This window comes from Streptomyces sp. NPDC033131, assembly GCF_055578365.1.
On record NZ_JBVIPA010000004.1, the window covers coordinates 184,953 to 201,299 of the forward strand.

Below are 16,347 nucleotides of genomic sequence, written 5' to 3' on the forward strand. Positions count from 1 at the left end.
GTTGATCGCTCCGGCACTACCTTCGGCATCATGACGCACACACAGCGCTTCGAGGGATACGGGGTTCTCGTCACCGGTGCGGCCCGAGGCATCGGCGCGGCCACCGCCCGCCGGTTCGCCGAGGAGGGGGCACAGGTCCTGGTCACCGACGTGGACCTGCCGGCCGCGGAGAGGACCGCCGCAGAACTGCGCCGACCGGGCCTCTCGGCGGAGGCCTTGTCGTGCGACGTGGCGGACCGGGCGTCCGTCGACGCGGCCGTGGCGCACGCCGTGACCGCCTTCGGCACCCTCGACGTCCTGGTCAGCAACGCCTTTCGGTGCACCCCCGACGCCCCGCTCTTCGAGGACGAGTCCGAGGAGGTGTGGGCAGCCGACCTGGACGTCACGCTGACCGGCGCGTACCGCTGCGCCCGTGCCGCCCTCCCGCACCTCGCGGCCTCCGGTCGCGGCGCCGTCGTCAACATCGGCTCGGTCAACGCACTGCAGGACTTCGGCAACCACGCCTACAGCGCCGCCAAGGCCGGCCTCGGCTCCCTGACCCGTACCCTCGCCGGACACGCCGCCGCCCGCGGGGTCCGCGTCAACCTCGTGGCACCGGGCACCGTACGCACGACGGCCTGGGAGGGCCGGGACGACCAACTGGACGCGGTGCGCGGGCAGTACCCCCTCGGCCGGATCGGCGAACCCGAGGACATCGCGGCGGCCGTCACCTTCCTCGCCTCACGCGACGCGGCCTGGATCACCGGGACGACGCTCACCGTCGACGGCGGCCTCACCGCGGTCAACACGGGGTTCCGCCAGACGATCGGCACGACGTAGGAACACTTAACGGTCTCCGGAGATCTTTTCACTTGTCCTGCGAGGACGGTGTCGTGCACCGTTCTTCCGTGCTGTCCGACTCCCCATGGCGCAACGCCGACTTCCGCAATCTGTTCGCCGCGAGCACGCTCAGCCAGCTCGGCGTGAACGTCACCTACGTCGCCGTCCCCCTGTTCGCCGTCGCCGCGCTCGACGCCGGCCCCGGCCAGGTCGGGGCCCTGGCGACGCTGAGCACCCTGGCGTTCCTGCTCATCGGACTCCCCGCCGGGGCCTGGGTGGACCGGATGCGGCACCGCCGGGTACTCGTCGCGGCGGACCTGGCCCGCGCGGTCCTGTTCGCCTCCGTCCCGCTCGCCTGGTGGGCGGACACGCTCACACTCGGCCAGCTCTACGCCGTCGTCCTGCTGAACGGGTGCGCGACCGTCTTCTTCGACGTCACCGCACAGAGCACCCTGCCCCAACTGGTGGGCCACGGAGCCCTCGTGCGGGCGAACACCGCCATGGTCAGCCTCCAGGCGACGGGCAACGTCGCCGGACGCGGCGCCGGCGGTGCCCTCGTCCAGTTGCTCGGCGCGCCCGTGGCCGTGTTGTGCGCGGCGGCCGCCCATCTCGCCTCGGCGCTCCAGCTCACCTTCATCCGCCGCGAGGAGACCCCGCCCGGCCGCCGTACCGGGCACGCCGGCCTGCGCGCCCAGATCGCGGAAGGCCTGCGGCACGTCTTCGGCAACCCGGAACTGCGCGCCCTCGCCCTCACGGCCGCTCTGACCAACCTGGGCATGCAGATCGTCAACACCATGCTGCCCGTCCTCTTCGTGCGCGAACTCGAGCTCCCCGCCAGTGCGCTGGGCCTGTTCTGGGCGGCGGGCGGTCTCGGTCTGCTCTTCGGCGCCCGCTGCGCCCGCGTGGTCTCCGGGCGCCTGGGACACGGCCGTACCCTCGGGCTGGCCGGAGCGTGCCTGGCGCCCGCCGGCCTCCTGGTGCCGCTGATCGGCCACGGTCCCTGGCTGTGGCTCGCCGGTGCGGGCTGGGTCCTCGCGCTGTTCAAGACCGGCATGGACAACGTCCTCGGGGTGAGCCTGCGGCAAGGGATGACGGCCGACGGCCTGCTCGGCCGCATGAACGCCACATTCCGGTTCCTGTTGTCGGGATCCCTCGCGGTCGGCGCCGCCGTGTCGGGCCTGATCGGTGAGCTGGCCGGCGTACGCCCGGCGCTCTGGGTGGGCGGGGTGGTGCTGGCGACGGCGTTCCTGCCGGTCTACCTCTCCCCGGTGCGCACCCGTCGTGAACTCCCGGTCCGGCGGCAGGCACCGACCGCCGGCGAGCCGGCACCGAAGTGACAGGGCCCGGTCCACGAGCGAATGTCACCGTTTCGTCGCAGCGTGAGCGGCGCTACAACCGATGGCTCCGGGCGCGGGTCTAGCTGGCGAAGAACGTAGAACCGCTTGAGCAAAACCGAGCATATTCAGGCAAAAGGGGAAGGGTCGTCATGGGGGACGTACGCCGACGGGGAGCCGTCGCACTCGGGGTAGCCGGACTGGTGGCACCGCTCACGCTCGCGCTGGGCGCCACGCCCGCGCAGGCCGCGAGCTGCACCACACAGACCGGCCCCTACCAGAAGCAGGTGGAGAAGTTCCTCGGCCGGCCGGTCGACGGCAAGCAGTCCGCCGCCGACTGCAAGGCGATCCAGGGCTTCCAGAACAAGCACGGCATCACGCCGAACGCCGGGTACGCGGGGCCCGTCACCTGGGGCGTGATGGACCTCATGAACAAGCAGAAGGCCGTCGGCACCAACCCCAACAAGGCCGGCAAGTGTCCGGTCAACAAGGGCCGCATCGCCTGCGTGAACCTGACCCTCCAGCTCAGCTGGATCCAGGACGGCAAGAAGCTCGTCTACGGGCCCGTCCCGGTCCGCACCGGCCGCAACGGGTACGAGACCCGCACCGGCCTGAAGAAGATCTACTGGCGGAACATCGACCACGTCTCCAGCATCTACGACGTGCCGATGCCCTACAGCCAGTTCTTCGACGGCGGCCAGGCCTTCCACTCGGTCGGCGTCAGCATGTGGAACCCGCCCGGTTCGCACGGCTGCGTCAACATGACGACGACCTCCGCCAAGAAGTACTGGGCGCTGCTGAAGAAGGGCGACGACGTCTTCGTGTACGGCCGCAAGCCGGGCACCTGACAGAAGCACCCGGCCCGCGCGTGCCCCCCTTACTGGGGCGCGTCCCCGAAGTCCGGGATCTCCAGCCTGGCCCCGCCCTGCCGCGCGGAATCGTGCGCGACGATGCCCGGCAGGGTGTAGCGGGCGGCCACCCACGCGTTCACCGTGGGCAGCGTCCGCGTGTTCACGGCGGTCACGAAGTCGTCCACCAGGAAGTGGTGGCTGCCCTCATGACCGTTGTGCAGGTTGTCGAACTCCCGCGGCAGCCGCGCCCGGTCGTGCACCGGCGCCGACCCCGAGGTGAAGGCGGCCCGGAGATCCGGGGCGATGTGCTGGAGTGACGGGTCGTCGGGCGACATGGTGGGCTTGGGCTCCAGCAGTTCGCTGATGTCCTTGACGCCGTTCTTGTCCTGCCACATGGCCACCGTGGCGAGCTGCTCCATGCTCCCCTCCGTCCCGAAGAACCGGAAACGCGACTCCCTTATGTGGGAGGGATAGCCCACCCGCCGGAACTCGTTGGTACGGAACGACCCGCCGCCCGCGACCTCGAACAGGGCCGTCGCGTTGGAGACGTCGTTGCCGAACTGGCTGACCTCCTTGTCGAACACCCCGTCGTCGCGGTCGTCGACCACCCCGATCGCCGACACGCTCACCGCGTGCGTCTGCCAGGCACCCAGCACCCCGCCGATCGAGTGCGTCGGATAGAGCAGCGGGGGATAGCTGGCGGTCGCCTTCCATCCCTCGCCGCCGCTGTACTGGTACGCCTCGTAGAAGCCCAGGTCCATGTCGTGGACGTAGTCGCCCTCGGCGTAGAAGATCCGCCCGAAGGCGCCCTCGGCGATCTGGTTGCGGGCGTGCACGGTCGCCGGGTTGTACTGGCTGGTCTCGCCCATCATGTACGTCAGCCCGGTCGCCTTGACCGTGTCGATGATCGCCGCGATCTCCTCGGTGGTGATCGCCATCGGGACCGCGGAGTACACGTGCTTGCCGGCGTTGAGGCCCTTCACGACCAGCGGTCCGTGCGTCCAGCGCTGGGTGAAGATCGCGACCGCGTCGACGGCCGGCGACTCCAGCATGGCCTCGTACGAGGGGAAGGTGCCGGTGAGGCCTTCGGCGGCGGCCAGTTGCTCGGCCCGTTCGGGGAGCAGGTCGGTGACGTAGACGTCGCGGACGCCGGGATGGGCCAGGAACAGCTTGGCGAACTGGCCCGAGAACTGTCCGGCGCCGACGATGCCGAGGGAGAACGTCATGTGTGGCGTGCCCTTCACTGGTCGATTGGGTGGTCGGTTCACTGGTCGAGAATCAGGTTGATCTGGTCGGTGGTCTCGTCGAGGCTGCTCACGGGCTTGCCGTTGCCGTAGATGTCCTGCATGGCGGGGTGCATCAGCGCGAACATGTCCGCCGAGTAGTCGGTGATCGGGAAGGAGAAGGTGGTGAAGTCCTTCTTGTCGGCGACCGGCCGGGTGAAGGCCGTGACGTCGATGCCCTTCTTCTTGTACGCGGCCACCGCGGCCTTCGTCCCGTCGGGCGTGGCCGGGAAGACGATGCCGTAGCCGCCCACGGACTTCTGGCACGCGTCGGACGACAGGTACTTCACCCACTTCAGGGCGCCCTGCCTGTTGGGGGCGTTCCTGGTGACGGAGTCGGCGAGGCCGTTCATCATGGTGGCGCGCCTGCCGGTGGGGCCCACGGGGGTGAAGGCGGTGCCCACCTTCAGGCCCTTGACGCCGTAGTACGTCGAGATCATCCAGGCACCGTCGAAGGCTGCGGCCGCCTTGCCCGCGGCGACCTGCGCGTTCGCCGGATTGGCGCCCGCGCTGTAGTCCGTGAGGGGGGCCAGGTAGCCCTTCTCGGCCAGGCCGAAGTACCACTTGATGACGGACTGGAAGGTCTCGCTGTCGTACTGGTACTTCGTGCCCCACCGCTTCTTGTCGGTGTAGGTCCAGCCCGCGGAGGCGGCGAAGTTGCTCCACTGGGTCTGGCCGTCGCCGTCCCCGCCGCCGCCCGTCGCGAGGCCGTACACCTTGACGTGGTGCCTGTCGAAGCCCGGTTCGTCACCGCGCTTGCCGTTCCTGTCGACGGTGAGATGGGCGATGGCCTTCTCGAAGGTGCCACCGTCCTGCGGGTTCCAGGAGAGGGTGTTCAGCTCCTGCGCGGTGAGCCCGGCGGACTTGGCCATCTTCTGGTTGTAGAAGAGGGCGACGGTGTCCCAGTCCTTGGGAGCGCCGTAGCTGTGCCCGTCCTGGCCGGTCCAGTTGCCGGCGAGCCCGGACTGGTAGTCGGACGGGTCGATGCCCAGGCCGTCGAGTGGTTCCAGCACCTTGAGATCGGCGAACTGGCCGAACTTCTGGATGTGGTCGGTGAACACGTCCGGTTCGGTGCCCGCGATGAAGCTCGCGGTGAGCTTGGTCCAGTAGTCGTCCCAGCCGAGCTGTGTGATCTTCACGTCCAGGCCCGGGTTCTCCGCCTCGAAGCCCTTCGCGCAGGCCTGGTAGGCGGGCAGCTGGTTGGCGTCCCACAGCCAGTACGACACCGTGTTCGCGGACGAACCGGCGGAGCCTTGCTGGGCGCAGCCGGCCGTCAGGGACAGCGCCAGCGCTCCGGTCAGTGCCACGACTGTACGCATTCGCATGCCCGTCCCCCTACTTGATTCCGGTGAAGCTGATGGAGCTGACGATGCGGCGCGCGAAGACGCCGAAGAGCACCACCATGGGCAGCGCGGCGATGAGCGTGGCCGCCATCAGGCCGGACCAGTCGTAGCCGGTCTGCGGCGTCTGCGCGCGGAAGATGGCCAGCGCCACGGTGAGCACCCGCGAGCTGTCGCTGTAGGACACCATCAGTGGCCAGAAGTAGTCGTTCCAGGAGGTGATGTACGTCAGGACGCCGAGCGTGAGGACGGGGGTGGACGCCATCGGCAGCATCACCCGGAAGAAGATCCGGATCTTTCCGGCGCCGTCGAGCAGGGCCGCCTCCTCGACCTCGCGGGGCACGTTCATGAAGAACTGCCGCAGGAAGAACACCGCGAACGGCGTCATGAACATCGTCGGCAGCGAGATGCCCAACAGGGTGTCCACCAGGCCGAGCTGTTTGATGAGGACGAAGTTCGGGAGCAGGGTGAAGATCGCGGGCACCATCAGCCCGGCCAGGAACAGCCCGAACATCTTGTCCCGGCCGCGCCACCTGAGGCGTGCGAAGGCGTACGCGGCCATGGCGGAGAAGAAGATCTGGCAGACGGTGATCAGGGTGGAGACGAACACCGAGTTGATCAGATAGCGCCAGAACTTCAGACCGCCGCCCGCCCCGCCCTGGGCTATCGCCTCCTCGGTGGACTGCAGACCCAGGGCTCGCTCGAAACCCCCGGACGTGAGGTCCACGGGCAGGGGATCGCCCGGGTGCGCTGCGAGCGCGGTGTTGGTGGACAGCGCGGTGCGCAGGATCCAGTAGAAGGGCAGCAGGGTGATGAGCACGATCGCGGCCATCGCCGCCCAGGCCATGATCCGGCCGAAGGGAGGCCGGCGCCTGGTGGTGGGCCGTACGGTCGTCGTGGTTGCCACGGCAGCCATGTCGGTGTCTCCTTCCCCGTCAGCCGAGGTCGGTCTGGCCGGCCCTGGTGAGCCGGTACTGAAGGAAGGTGATCGCGCTCAGCACGACCAGCAGGGCGACGGACATCGCCGAGGCGTAGCCGAACTGGAAGCGGCCGAAGGCGGCGCCGTAGATGTAGTACTGGAGCACGTTGGTGGCGTTCGCCGGTCCGCCCATGGTCGTCACGGCGACCGTGTCGAACACCTGGAACGAGCCGATCACCGTCATGATCAGCACGACCGCGAGGACCGGCCGCAGCAGCGGCATCGTGATCCGCCAGAACATCCGCCACTCGCTCGCGCCGTCCACCTTGGCGGCCTCGTACATGTCGTTCGGGATGGCCTGGAGCCCGGCGAACAGCAGCAGAGCGGTGTAGCCGACGTGCCGCCACACATTGATCAGCGCGATCGTCGGGATCGCCCAGGTGTCGTCCGCGAGGAACGGGATGCGGTCGAAACCCAGCCCCGAGATGATCTCGTTGCCGATGCCGAGCTGAGTGTCCAGGATCCAGAGCCAGACGATGCCTGCGACGACGTTCGCCATCAGGTACGGCGTGAGCACGATTCCGCGCAGCACCGCCGACTGCGTCAGCCGCTGGAGCAGGACGGCGATGGCGAGCGCCGAAACCGTCTGCACCCCGATGTTGATCAGCACGTACTCGACGGTGACCCTGAGCGAGGCCCAGAAGATCGGGTCCTGCACCATGCGGACGTAGTTGTCGAGGCCCACCCACTCGGGCGGTGTGAGCAGGTTGTAGCGCGTGAAGCTCAGGTAGATGCCCCGCAGCGTCGGCCACAGCAGGAAGACCAGGAAGCCCAGCAGGGCGGGCGCGATGAACAGTGCGGCGAGCCGCCCGTCGCCCCCGCGTTCGTGGACCTCGACCCGGCCCGTCCTCGGTTTGCTCGGTGCCCTCTCGGTGCTGCCCACGGGCAGACGCGACGGAGGGCTGCTGGAGGCGATGGTCATCGGGAGACTCCCTCGTCCGCGGCGGCTCGTCCTCGGCCACTTACTTTTGTTGCGGAAGAATCCAGGCGTCAAGGGGCGTGCAAACATCTTTTCCAGGCCTGACGAAACCCCGTAACATGGCCATGTTGCTTTTATAGCGAAAGAAAATCTCTGTGGGAGTCTGACCTACATGACCGCAGGTGCCGCAAGCTGGCTTCCCCTGAGCCCGGGCGAACGCTCGGTGGCGATCGAGGTGCTCGTCCACGGGCCCCTGTCGCGCACCGAGATCGCCCGACGGCTCGACCTCTCCGCGGGCAGCCTCACCCGCCTGACCAAGCCGCTGATCGAGTCCGGCCTGCTGGTCGAGGTCCCCGAGGCGGGCAGCCCGGCGGAGGTCCGCCAGGGGCGCCCCTCGCAACCGCTCGACGTCGTCGCCGAGTCCCGTTCCTTCCTCGGGTTCAAGATCACCGACGACATGGTCTACGGCGTCGTCACCACCCTCCGCAGCGACATCGTCGCCCGCCACGACCGGCCGCTCACCACCCACGAGCCCGCCCGGGTCGCGGACGTACTGGCCGAGATGACCGGGGAGCTTGCCCGTTCCCACCCCCGGATCGCGGGCATCGGCATCGGGGTCGGGGGCCTGGTCGAGGACCGGGCCGTGGTGGGGGAGTCCCCCTTCCTCCACTGGCGCGAGGTCCCGCTGGCCGCACTCGTCGAAGAGCGCACCGGACTGCCGGTCGTCGTCGAGAACGACGTGGCCGCCCTCGTCGAGGCCGAGACCTGGTTCGGTGCCGGCCGCGGCCTGGACCGGTTCGTCGTCCTGACCATCGGCGCCGGCATCGGCTACGGCCTCGTCCTGGGCGGCAAGCGGGTGCCGTACGCCGAGGAGGACCGCGGCTTCGGCCGCCACTGGATCGTGAACCCCAACGGCCCCCTCACCCCCGACGGCGAACGCGGCAGCGCCGTCTCGCTGCTGACCATCCCCAACATCCGCTACCAGGTCCAGGCCGCCACCGGCCGTGACCGCACCTACGAGGAGATCCTCGCCCTCGCCGCGGCGGCGGACCCGATGCCCGCCCGCGTCATCGAGGAGGCAGGGCGCGCCCTTGGCACCCTGGTCGCCCAGATCGCCAACTTCGTCCTGCCCCAGAAGATCCTGCTCGCCGGCGAGGGGGTCGGCCTGATGGACGTGGCCGGCAAGACGGTCGAGGAGACCATTCGTGCCCACCGGCACCCGCTGGCCGCCCCGGTCGGCCTGGAGACCAAGGTGTCCGACTTTCACGACTGGGCTCGCGGCGCAGCCGTCTTGGCGATCCAGGTGCTGGTGCTGGGGGCGGCGCAAGTGTGAAGTCCGCCACGGGGCTTGGCATATGGACGTGATCAGCAACACGGTCCGAAATGCCCCATTGGCTCGTGATGACTCACATCGCCTTCACGTCCGGAGCCGTATGCTTCACATCATGTCCACCAGTGTTGAACCCGCTACCGAACGTTCGGCTGACGAGGTCAACGAGGAGATCAGGGCCCTGTGGCTCCGGTCGGGCGGGACACTGAACGGCGAGCAGCGCGAGGAGTACCGGCGGCTCGTCCTGGAGTGGGCCGCCGCGGCCCCGCAGTCGTCGGAAGCGGCCTGAGCCTCCCCGAAGTCCCGCCGCCCTCCTCGAAGTCCCTCCACCTTTTCCTGATTCCCGGCGTCCGCTCCCGCCTCCGGGCGGAGCCCGCCGGGCATCACCGCGTCCGCCCGGGGCACCCCTGACCGGATGGGCCCCCTTCTGGCACTGACCTCGGCCGTCTGCTATGGCATCGTCGACTTCGCCGGCGGGCTGCTGTCCCGGCGTACCCACTTCGCCGCCGTCACCTTCCTCGGCCAGGCCGGCGGACTGCTGCTCGCCCTCGCGGCCGCCCTGCTGTATCCCGCCGACGCCGTCCGGTCGGCCGATCTCTTCTGGGGTGCGCTGTCCGGAGTGGGCAGCGGCACCGCCATGCACTTCCTCAACCGCGGACTGAGCCGCGGCGCGATGAGCGTCGTGGTGCCGGTGAGCGCGGTCACCGGGGTCGCGCTGTCCGTGCTGTGCGGGGTGCTCCTCGGCGACCGTCCGACGCCCCTGGCGTGGGTGGGCATCGCCGTGACCGTGCCCGCGCTCTGGCTGGTCTCCGCGGGTGACAGGGCGGCCCGCGGGGGAGTGCCCGACGGTCTGCTCGCCAGCGCCGGTGTCGCCGTCCAGTACATCGCGCTCGCCCAGGCGAGTGCGTCGAGCGGGCTGTGGCCGGTGGCCGCGGGCCGGATCGCCGCCGTGCTCGTCCTGCTGCCCGGCGCGGTACGGCACGCCGGCCGCCTGCGGATCCCGCCCGCGCTGTGCGCCCAGTCGCTCCTGGTCGGGGCGGGAGCCGCACTCGGACTCGTCCTGTATCTCCTCGCCGCCCAACGGCAGTTGCTGGCCGTCGCCGTGGTCCTCGCCTCCCTCTATCCGGCTCTGCCGGTCGTCCTCGGACTCGCCCTGCTGCACGAGAAGGTCACCCGGAGACAGACAGCCGGTCTGCTGGGGGCGGCCGCGGCCACGGGATTGCTGACCCTCGGATGAGCCGGGCCGGTCAGCCCCACGTGGCCGAGTAGTACCGCCGGTACGCCTTGCGGTCCTGCTCCGCCCGGATGTACCGGGTGGCCACCAGGGCGATCAGGCTGCCCGCGATGACCAGTAATCCGGGACCGACGTTCCTGCTGTCGGTGAGCCGGGTCAGCAGCGGCGCACCCGCCGTCCCGCCCGCCACCGGAGCCGACGCCCCGGGCGCGGCCGCGCCCGGGGCGATCGAGCTCTGCGTGGCCGAGGCCGACGGCGAGGGCGCCGCGCTGCCACCCGCGGCGGGGGGCGCCACGAGCAACTGCACGTCGAGGTCGGCCAGCGCCTTCGTCACCGGCTGGAAGAACGTCGTACCGCCCGACTGGCAGTCCCCGCTGCCGCCCGACGTCACGCCGAGCGCGATCCCCTCGGAGAACAACGGCCCCCCGCTGTCCCCGGGTTCGGCGCACACGTTCGTCTCGATCAGGCCGCTGACCGTTCCCTCGGGATAGTTCACCGTCGCGTTGAGCGCCGTCACCTGGCCGTCGCGCAGTCCGCTCGTACTGCCGCTGCGGAACACCCGCTGCCCGACGGTCGGGTCGGCCGCGGCCGTGATCTGTACTCCCTTGCCCTCACCGATGGCCACCACGGCGGCACCGTCGCCCGCCCGGCCGTCCGCGTACTGCACCAGGGAGAAGTCGTCGCCCGGGAAGCTCTGCGTGACCGTCTTGCCCACCTGCTCCTTCCCTCCGTCATCCGCGAACCAGACGGAACCGGTGGGCCCGCAGTGCCCGGCGGTGAGGATGAAGTCACGTTTCCCGTCGGTCACGTTGAAGCCGGCCGAACAGCGTCCGGCGGTCGACAGGATCGGCAGCGCGCCGTTGAGACGGGGGGTGAACGTGCCCTCGGTGCGTTCCATCCGCACGAAGGCGCCGATGCCGTCCGCGACCCGCGTCATCCTGGACCAGTCGGCGGCCGAGACGGTGCTGTCGCCTCGTACCACGATCTGGTTGGTCCGGTAGTCCATCGCCCAGGCCGTCCCAGCCACCCGGGGCGCCGAACGCAGCGCCTGTGTGGCCGACTTGAGCTCGTTCATGCTGTGCGAGACGACCTTCGGCTCGGCCCCCGCGCCGCGGACCTCGGCGGCGGCCTTCTCGTCGGTGACCGCGACGACCGGCCGGCCGTCGTCGCCGATCCAGGTGCCCGCCGTGCGGGAGCTCCCGAGCCGCGAGACCAGACCGGCCCCCGTGTCGGCGGCCTCCTGGGCGTACGTCCGCGGGACGGCGTCCGGAGACTCGCTCGCCATGGCCCGCGTGACCATCGTGCCTCCCAGGAGGAGTCCGCCGACGGCCGCCAGCCGTGTCACTCGCCGGACGACCCGTCGTCGTGCGTGCCTCATGCATGGCTCCCGAACCCGAACACACGGTGTGAACACCGCGGGGCCCTCCGGTCGTTGAGCACCCACTATCCATACGCGGCCCGGGACCGCCGTGTTCACGGCATCCGTGATCTCTCCGAATCCGGGAGGCGGACCCCATCCCCCCACCGGCCTCAACCGGCCGACGGGTCAGCTCACCCACGGCCCCTATCTTGTGGCCATGACCAGGATCCCGCACGAACCGTCCGGTGAGCCGAATCCCCTGCGCGCACTCACCCTCGACCGCCTCCGATGCCGTACGAGCATGAAGTGGCGCTCCTACCCCGACGACGTCCTTCCGCTGTGGGTCGCCGAGATGGACGTCCCCCTCGCCGGACCCGTGGTCCGCGCGGTCACCGACGCCCTCGAACTCGGTGACACCGGATACCCGGCCGGCACCGCCTACGCCGAGGCCCTCGCCTCCTTCGCCGACGAACGGTGGGGCTGGGGCGGGCTCGCGGTGGAACGCACCGCGATCGTTCCGGACGTGATGCTCGGGGTGGTCGAGATGATCAAACTGGTGACGGGGCCCGGTGACCCGGTCGTGGTGAACCCGCCCGTGTACCCGCCGTTCTTCCAGTTCGTCGGCCACATGGACCGGCGGGTGGTCGAAGCCCCGCTCGGTCCGGACGGGCGCCTGGACCTCGGCGTTCTGCGGGACACCTTCCGCCGGGCCGTCTCCGGCGGTCACCGGGCCGCCTACCTCCTGTGCAGCCCCCACAACCCGACCGGCACGCTGCACACCGCCGCCGAACTGGTCGAAGTTGCCGCCCTCGCCGCCCGGTACGGCGTGCGGGTCGTCGCCGACGAGATCCACGCGCCGCTCGTCGCCGACGGTGCGCGCTTCGTGCCCTACCTCAGCGTGCCGGGCGGCGAGGGGGGCCTGTCCCTCATGTCGGCGTCCAAGGGGTGGAACCTCGCCGGTCTCAAGGCCGGGCTGGCGGTCGCGGGCCCCGCGGCCGCCGCCGACCTCGCCCGGCTGCCCGAAGAGGTCGGGCACGGCCCGAGCCACGTCGGTGTCATCGCCCACACCGCGGCCCTGCGCGAGGGCACCGCCTGGCTGGACGCCCTGCTCGCCGGTCTCGACGACAACCGGCGTCTGCTCACCGGCCTGCTGGCCGAGCACCTGCCCGCGATCGCCCACCGCCCCGGAGAGGCCACCTATCTGGCCTGGCTCGACTGCCGCGCACTGGATCTCGGCGACGACCCGGCGGACGTCTTCCTGCGGCGCGGCCGGGTGGCGCTCAGCTCCGGCCTCCCGTTCGGCACCGGCGGGGCCGGACACGTACGCCTGAACCTGGCGACCTCGCCGGAGCTCATCGAGGAGGGCGTGCGACGGATGGCGGCGGCGCTGCGCTGACGTGAGCACGCGCGGCGCGGCTGTGGGGCGTTGCGGATCGCCGGGGCCGGCGCTCGGCCCTCCTCGCGTCCGCTGCGGCGGGCCTAGACTGCCCGCATGGACGACACGCCGCTGGAGCGGCTCGGTGCGGGCAAGTATCTGCTGATCACCAGCTATCGGAAGAACGGCACCGGAGTCGCCACCCCGGTGTGGGTGGTCCGCGACGGGGACGCGCTGGGTGCCTGGTCGGCCGCCGACGCCTGGAAGGTGAAGCGGATCCGGGCGCGCGGAGACGTCCTGGTCGGCCCGTGCGACCTGCGCGGCAACCCGACCGGCGACCAGGTGCCCGCCACCGCCGAGATCGCCGACGCGCAGACCACCGCCCGCTACCGCCGGCTGATCGCCCGCAAGTACGGCATCGTCGGCCGCCTCACCCTCCTCGGCAGCCGGCTGCGCCGGGGATCGGACGGGACCGTCGGGATCCGCGTGACGCTGTGACGTACGGGGGCACGGGCCGGGCGGTCCGTGCCCCCGTACGCGAGCGGCCTACGACGCGTCCAGCACCGTGCCCGTCAGCACCGGGCGGCCGGGCAGCGGCTCGCCGTCGTAGTCGGTCGGCGCGAGACGCATGGACTCGGCCGGCTCGGCCACCTGGTCCTTCACGGTCGGCACCGTGAAGTCGGCGCTGGTGCTCCCGGCCGGGACGCTCATCCACACCCACAGGTTGGCCTCGGACAGCGTGCGCTCCGGGTCCGGCGAGTCACCGAAGTTGTCCATGAGCCACTGCGGGTCCACGTCCTTGGTGGACAACTCGGCGCCCCCGGAGACCGGAAGCACCCGGACCGGCTGCCAGATGTCCAGGTCGGCGGCCTCGGCCAGGGACATCCGCCAGGTCAGCGTCTCCCCCTCGGTCACCCGGTCCGCGACCGGCGTCAGGGTGATCTCGGGTTCGGGGTCGTCGTTCTCCGCGGTCACGCCGCCCCGGTGCGAGCCGATCACCGCGTTGCGTACCGCCTTCACGACGATGTCGTGCCGTACGTCGTCGGCGAAGCGCGTGTTGCCCTTCACCTCGACCGGTATGTCGATGGCGTCGCTACCGGGCCGTACCGTCACCAGCCGGTTCGTGACGAGGTCGGTGTCCGGATCAAGGACGTACACACGGACCTGGCCGCTGCCGCGCCCGGAGATCTCGACCGGAACGCGGTAGGTGCGGCTGCCCGAGTCGCCCTCCTTGACGAGCGTGCGGCCGACGTCGACGCGCGGCAGCGGGGCCGCCTTCACCGCCGGAGTCCCGGGGGCCCAGCCCCAGGCGTCCATCAGCCAGGCCTGCCCCGACTGCGAACGCGGGGTCAGAGCGAGGGACTTGACGTGCCGCAGATCGAGACCGGCCCGGATGGCCGCGGTCAGCGGGACGCGCACCTCGCGTGCCCAGTAGGAGGAGGTGCGGCCGCTGCCGGGTAACCCGTCCACCTGTACCCGGCCGAGCGCGGCGCGGCGTCCGGCGGTGTCGGTGACGGACACGTCGAGCTGCGTGCCGGTCGTGTTCGGCGGCACGAAGACGCGCAGCGCCAGGTCCCTGGAACCGGCGAGGGAGAGCGGCTCGGCGGGGCTGACCCGAGCCGCCGAACCCGGCGCCGACCAGGTGAGCGCGACCGCGCGGCGGCCGGTCTCCTGTCCCGTCTCCCACCACGCGAAGTGCGGCGAGGAGCCGGCGGCCTCGGGGTCCAGACAGGCGACGGCCGGGTCGGGGTCGATCGCCGAACACAGCTTGGCGCCGGTCACCTCGACCGGGCCGTCCGGCAGGAACCCGGCACCGCGGCGTGCGCCGACCGCGTGGGTGAGCACGCGGGCGGGATCGGCGGAGGGGGCCCGCCTGCCCGAGCCGTCGAGCAGCGGACGCACCCGGTCGTCCCCGCCGACGAACAGCCCGGCCGCGGCGGCGATGTAGGTGGCCCCCGCCCGATGCTGCTGGTCGGCGGTCAGCCGGGTCGCGGTACCCGTCGAGCACACCGGGTCCGGTGCTTCCTCGTCCTCCCAGAAGTCGTCGTCGGCGGGCGCCTCGGCCTGGCCCGGGGTCCACTCGCTGTTGAAGTAGTTGTGGTTGGCGCCGACCATGTAGACGGCGCTGTGCAGGGCGGTGCCCCGGCTGATGCCGCGTGTCCCGTCGACGTAGACCTCGCCCTGGAGGTCGGACACGTCGCCGTCGCAGCCCGGCAGGATCGTCACCGACGGCACGTCCGCGACCGGATTCTGGCCGAAGATCGTCGGTCCGATGAGCACGGTGCCGCGTACCTTCCAGCGCACCGGGCCCCGGTAGCCGTCCTGGGCTGCGGGCGGCGGGTAGAGGCTGTCCATGGCGGCCCGGTTCACGCCCTCGCCGCCCCGCGAGTGGCCGACGAGCAGGACGCGGGAGAGGTCCGCCTTCGGGGCCTCGCGTACGACGGCCGGGGCGGTGGACCGGTGGGCGGCCCAGCCGGCCCAGCGGGCGAGGTGTCGGCGCACCAGCGACGAACGTGCCTGCGCGCCGCCGTCGTCGGCGGCCCAGTCCTGGGCGTTGATGCCGTTGGCCGAGATCGACACCGTCACATAGCCCTGGGAGGCCAGGAGCTTCTGGTCACGCAGGTAGCCCTTGTGGCTGGGGATCGGCTTCGTGCCGGCCGGGCAGGGCCATTCACCGGTCACGTCGTCGCCGCCCGGCTTGTAGCAGGTGGAGTGACGGCCGTGCAGGAACAGTGCGAGCGGGCGACTGCCCGTGGCGCCCTTCGGGGCCACCACCTCGGCGCGCATCTCGACGGGGGAGGGGAATCCGGGCAGCTTCACCGGGTCGAGGTCGTACGCACCGGTGACCGTGCGGTACGAGCCGGGCTTGCCGGGATCGACACCGCCGGCCGGCGGCGCGGCCGGCGGCTGCGTGGCGGCCCGGGAATCCCGCTCGCGGGGCGTGTCGGTCGTCGTCGCGTCCAACCGGCGCCCGCTCGCCAGCACCTGGAGGTCGGTCAGTCGCTCCGAGCCGGCCTCGCCGAGGTCCAGCCGGAACGTCCGGCCGTCCTTCCCGGCCTTCGGCACCCCGAGCAGCCGGCCCTCGGCATGGAACTCGACACGCGCGTCGCCCATCGGCACGGGCTTCGGTGCCCGCCAGACCAGCTCGCGCGCGGCACCCTCCCCGCCGAGCCGCCAGCCCGGCGGCAGCCCGCCGTCGGCGTTCGCGCTCGACGGCCCCGTCTCCGGTGGCTGTTGAGCCTGTGCCGGTCCGGGCGATCCCGCCAGGGCCGCCAGCACCGCCACGGCGGTCACACATATTCGCCGGGCACGGATCAATGGTTCCCCTCCTCAAAACCCAAGCGCGGGCACCCCGTTGGTCCCGGGGGCCTCTCGCGTCACACAGGACGGGAGGAATGGGGCTGTGGGTTGTCTGTGCAGAGGAAATGACCGCGGCCGAGCGATGTGATCAAGCCAGGGGGAGGGCGGGCGGAGGGCCGGTCGGGGAGGGGTGGAGGACTGGTCGGGAACGGCGGAGGACTAG

Annotated in this window: 14 protein-coding genes; 8 read left to right on the top strand and 6 right to left on the bottom strand. The window is 71.0% G+C overall.

The features are described 5' to 3' along the window. The first annotated feature begins 30 nt into the window (after positions 1 to 30). The 3 genes from ACZ5XS_RS08110 to ACZ5XS_RS08120 all read left to right on the top strand — a co-directional run bounded on the left by ACZ5XS_RS08110 (position 31) and on the right by ACZ5XS_RS08120 (position 3,001). Entirely contained in the window at positions 31 to 819 is a 789-nt protein-coding gene (locus ACZ5XS_RS08110) for an SDR family NAD(P)-dependent oxidoreductase (protein ID WP_468648914.1), read from the top strand. Positions 820 to 872: 53 nt separating this feature from the next. Further along, positions 873 to 2,156 (top strand): MFS transporter, encoded by a 1,284-nt coding sequence (locus ACZ5XS_RS08115; protein WP_468648916.1) that lies wholly within the window; start codon positions 873 to 875, stop codon positions 2,154 to 2,156. A gap of 149 nt (positions 2,157 to 2,305) precedes the next feature. Beyond that, the gene (locus ACZ5XS_RS08120) at positions 2,306 to 3,001 is read left to right on the top strand and encodes a L,D-transpeptidase family protein (RefSeq protein WP_468648918.1); all 696 of its coding nucleotides are present in this window, start codon (positions 2,306 to 2,308) and stop codon (positions 2,999 to 3,001) included. A gap of 29 nt (positions 3,002 to 3,030) precedes the next feature. On the opposite strand, the gene ACZ5XS_RS08125 is transcribed toward ACZ5XS_RS08120, so the two are convergent. From ACZ5XS_RS08125 to ACZ5XS_RS08140, 4 genes are read right to left on the bottom strand one after another with little or no spacing between them, the layout of a single operon-like run. Beyond that, complete coding sequence (locus tag ACZ5XS_RS08125; protein WP_468648920.1) at positions 3,031 to 4,230, bottom strand: Gfo/Idh/MocA family protein; 1,200 nt, start codon at positions 4,228 to 4,230, stop codon at positions 3,031 to 3,033. A 38-nt stretch (positions 4,231 to 4,268) separates the two neighbouring features. Further along, on the bottom strand, positions 4,269 to 5,612 hold the full coding sequence (locus tag ACZ5XS_RS08130; RefSeq protein WP_468648922.1) for an ABC transporter substrate-binding protein: 1,344 nt from the start codon (positions 5,610 to 5,612) through the stop codon (positions 4,269 to 4,271). A gap of 10 nt (positions 5,613 to 5,622) precedes the next feature. Further along, the gene (locus ACZ5XS_RS08135) at positions 5,623 to 6,543 is read right to left on the bottom strand and encodes a carbohydrate ABC transporter permease (protein WP_468648924.1); all 921 of its coding nucleotides are present in this window, start codon (positions 6,541 to 6,543) and stop codon (positions 5,623 to 5,625) included. Between the two features lie 19 nt (positions 6,544 to 6,562). Further along, the gene (locus ACZ5XS_RS08140; protein WP_468648926.1) at positions 6,563 to 7,528 is read right to left on the bottom strand and encodes a carbohydrate ABC transporter permease; all 966 of its coding nucleotides are present in this window, start codon (positions 7,526 to 7,528) and stop codon (positions 6,563 to 6,565) included. Positions 7,529 to 7,697: 169 nt separating this feature from the next. Here ACZ5XS_RS08140 and ACZ5XS_RS08145 point away from each other — a divergent pair, with 169 nt between their 5' ends. From ACZ5XS_RS08145 to ACZ5XS_RS08155, 3 genes are all read left to right on the top strand, one after another. After that, positions 7,698 to 8,858 (top strand): ROK family transcriptional regulator, encoded by a 1,161-nt coding sequence (locus tag ACZ5XS_RS08145; protein ID WP_468648928.1) that lies wholly within the window; start codon positions 7,698 to 7,700, stop codon positions 8,856 to 8,858. 100 nt (positions 8,859 to 8,958) lie between these two features. Continuing rightward, complete coding sequence (locus ACZ5XS_RS08150) at positions 8,959 to 9,144, top strand: hypothetical protein (protein WP_217237898.1); 186 nt, start codon at positions 8,959 to 8,961, stop codon at positions 9,142 to 9,144. 126 nt (positions 9,145 to 9,270) lie between these two features. Beyond that, complete coding sequence (locus ACZ5XS_RS08155; protein ID WP_468648930.1) at positions 9,271 to 10,092, top strand: EamA family transporter; 822 nt, start codon at positions 9,271 to 9,273, stop codon at positions 10,090 to 10,092. A 10-nt stretch (positions 10,093 to 10,102) separates the two neighbouring features. Here ACZ5XS_RS08155 and ACZ5XS_RS08160 read toward each other — a convergent pair whose 3' ends face one another. After that, a complete protein-coding gene (locus ACZ5XS_RS08160) occupies positions 10,103 to 11,467 on the bottom strand; it encodes a S1 family peptidase (protein WP_468648932.1) in 1,365 nt (454 codons plus the stop codon). A gap of 199 nt (positions 11,468 to 11,666) precedes the next feature. Here ACZ5XS_RS08160 and ACZ5XS_RS08165 point away from each other — a divergent pair, with 199 nt between their 5' ends. Both ACZ5XS_RS08165 and ACZ5XS_RS08170 read left to right on the top strand, forming a co-directional pair. Further along, positions 11,667 to 12,845, top strand: coding sequence for a MalY/PatB family protein (locus ACZ5XS_RS08165; RefSeq protein WP_468648934.1), 1,179 nt, complete (start codon positions 11,667 to 11,669; stop codon positions 12,843 to 12,845). A 96-nt stretch (positions 12,846 to 12,941) separates the two neighbouring features. Further along, positions 12,942 to 13,322 carry a PPOX class F420-dependent oxidoreductase gene (locus ACZ5XS_RS08170; protein WP_468648936.1) on the top strand — a complete coding sequence of 127 codons (381 nt, stop codon included), beginning with the start codon at positions 12,942 to 12,944 and terminating at the stop codon, positions 13,320 to 13,322. 48 nt (positions 13,323 to 13,370) lie between these two features. Here the strand turns inward: ACZ5XS_RS08170 and ACZ5XS_RS08175 are convergent, their stop codons facing one another. Next, entirely contained in the window at positions 13,371 to 16,118 is a 2,748-nt protein-coding gene (locus ACZ5XS_RS08175; RefSeq protein WP_468648938.1) for an alpha/beta hydrolase, read from the bottom strand. Between the last annotated feature and the right edge of the window lie 229 nt (positions 16,119 to 16,347).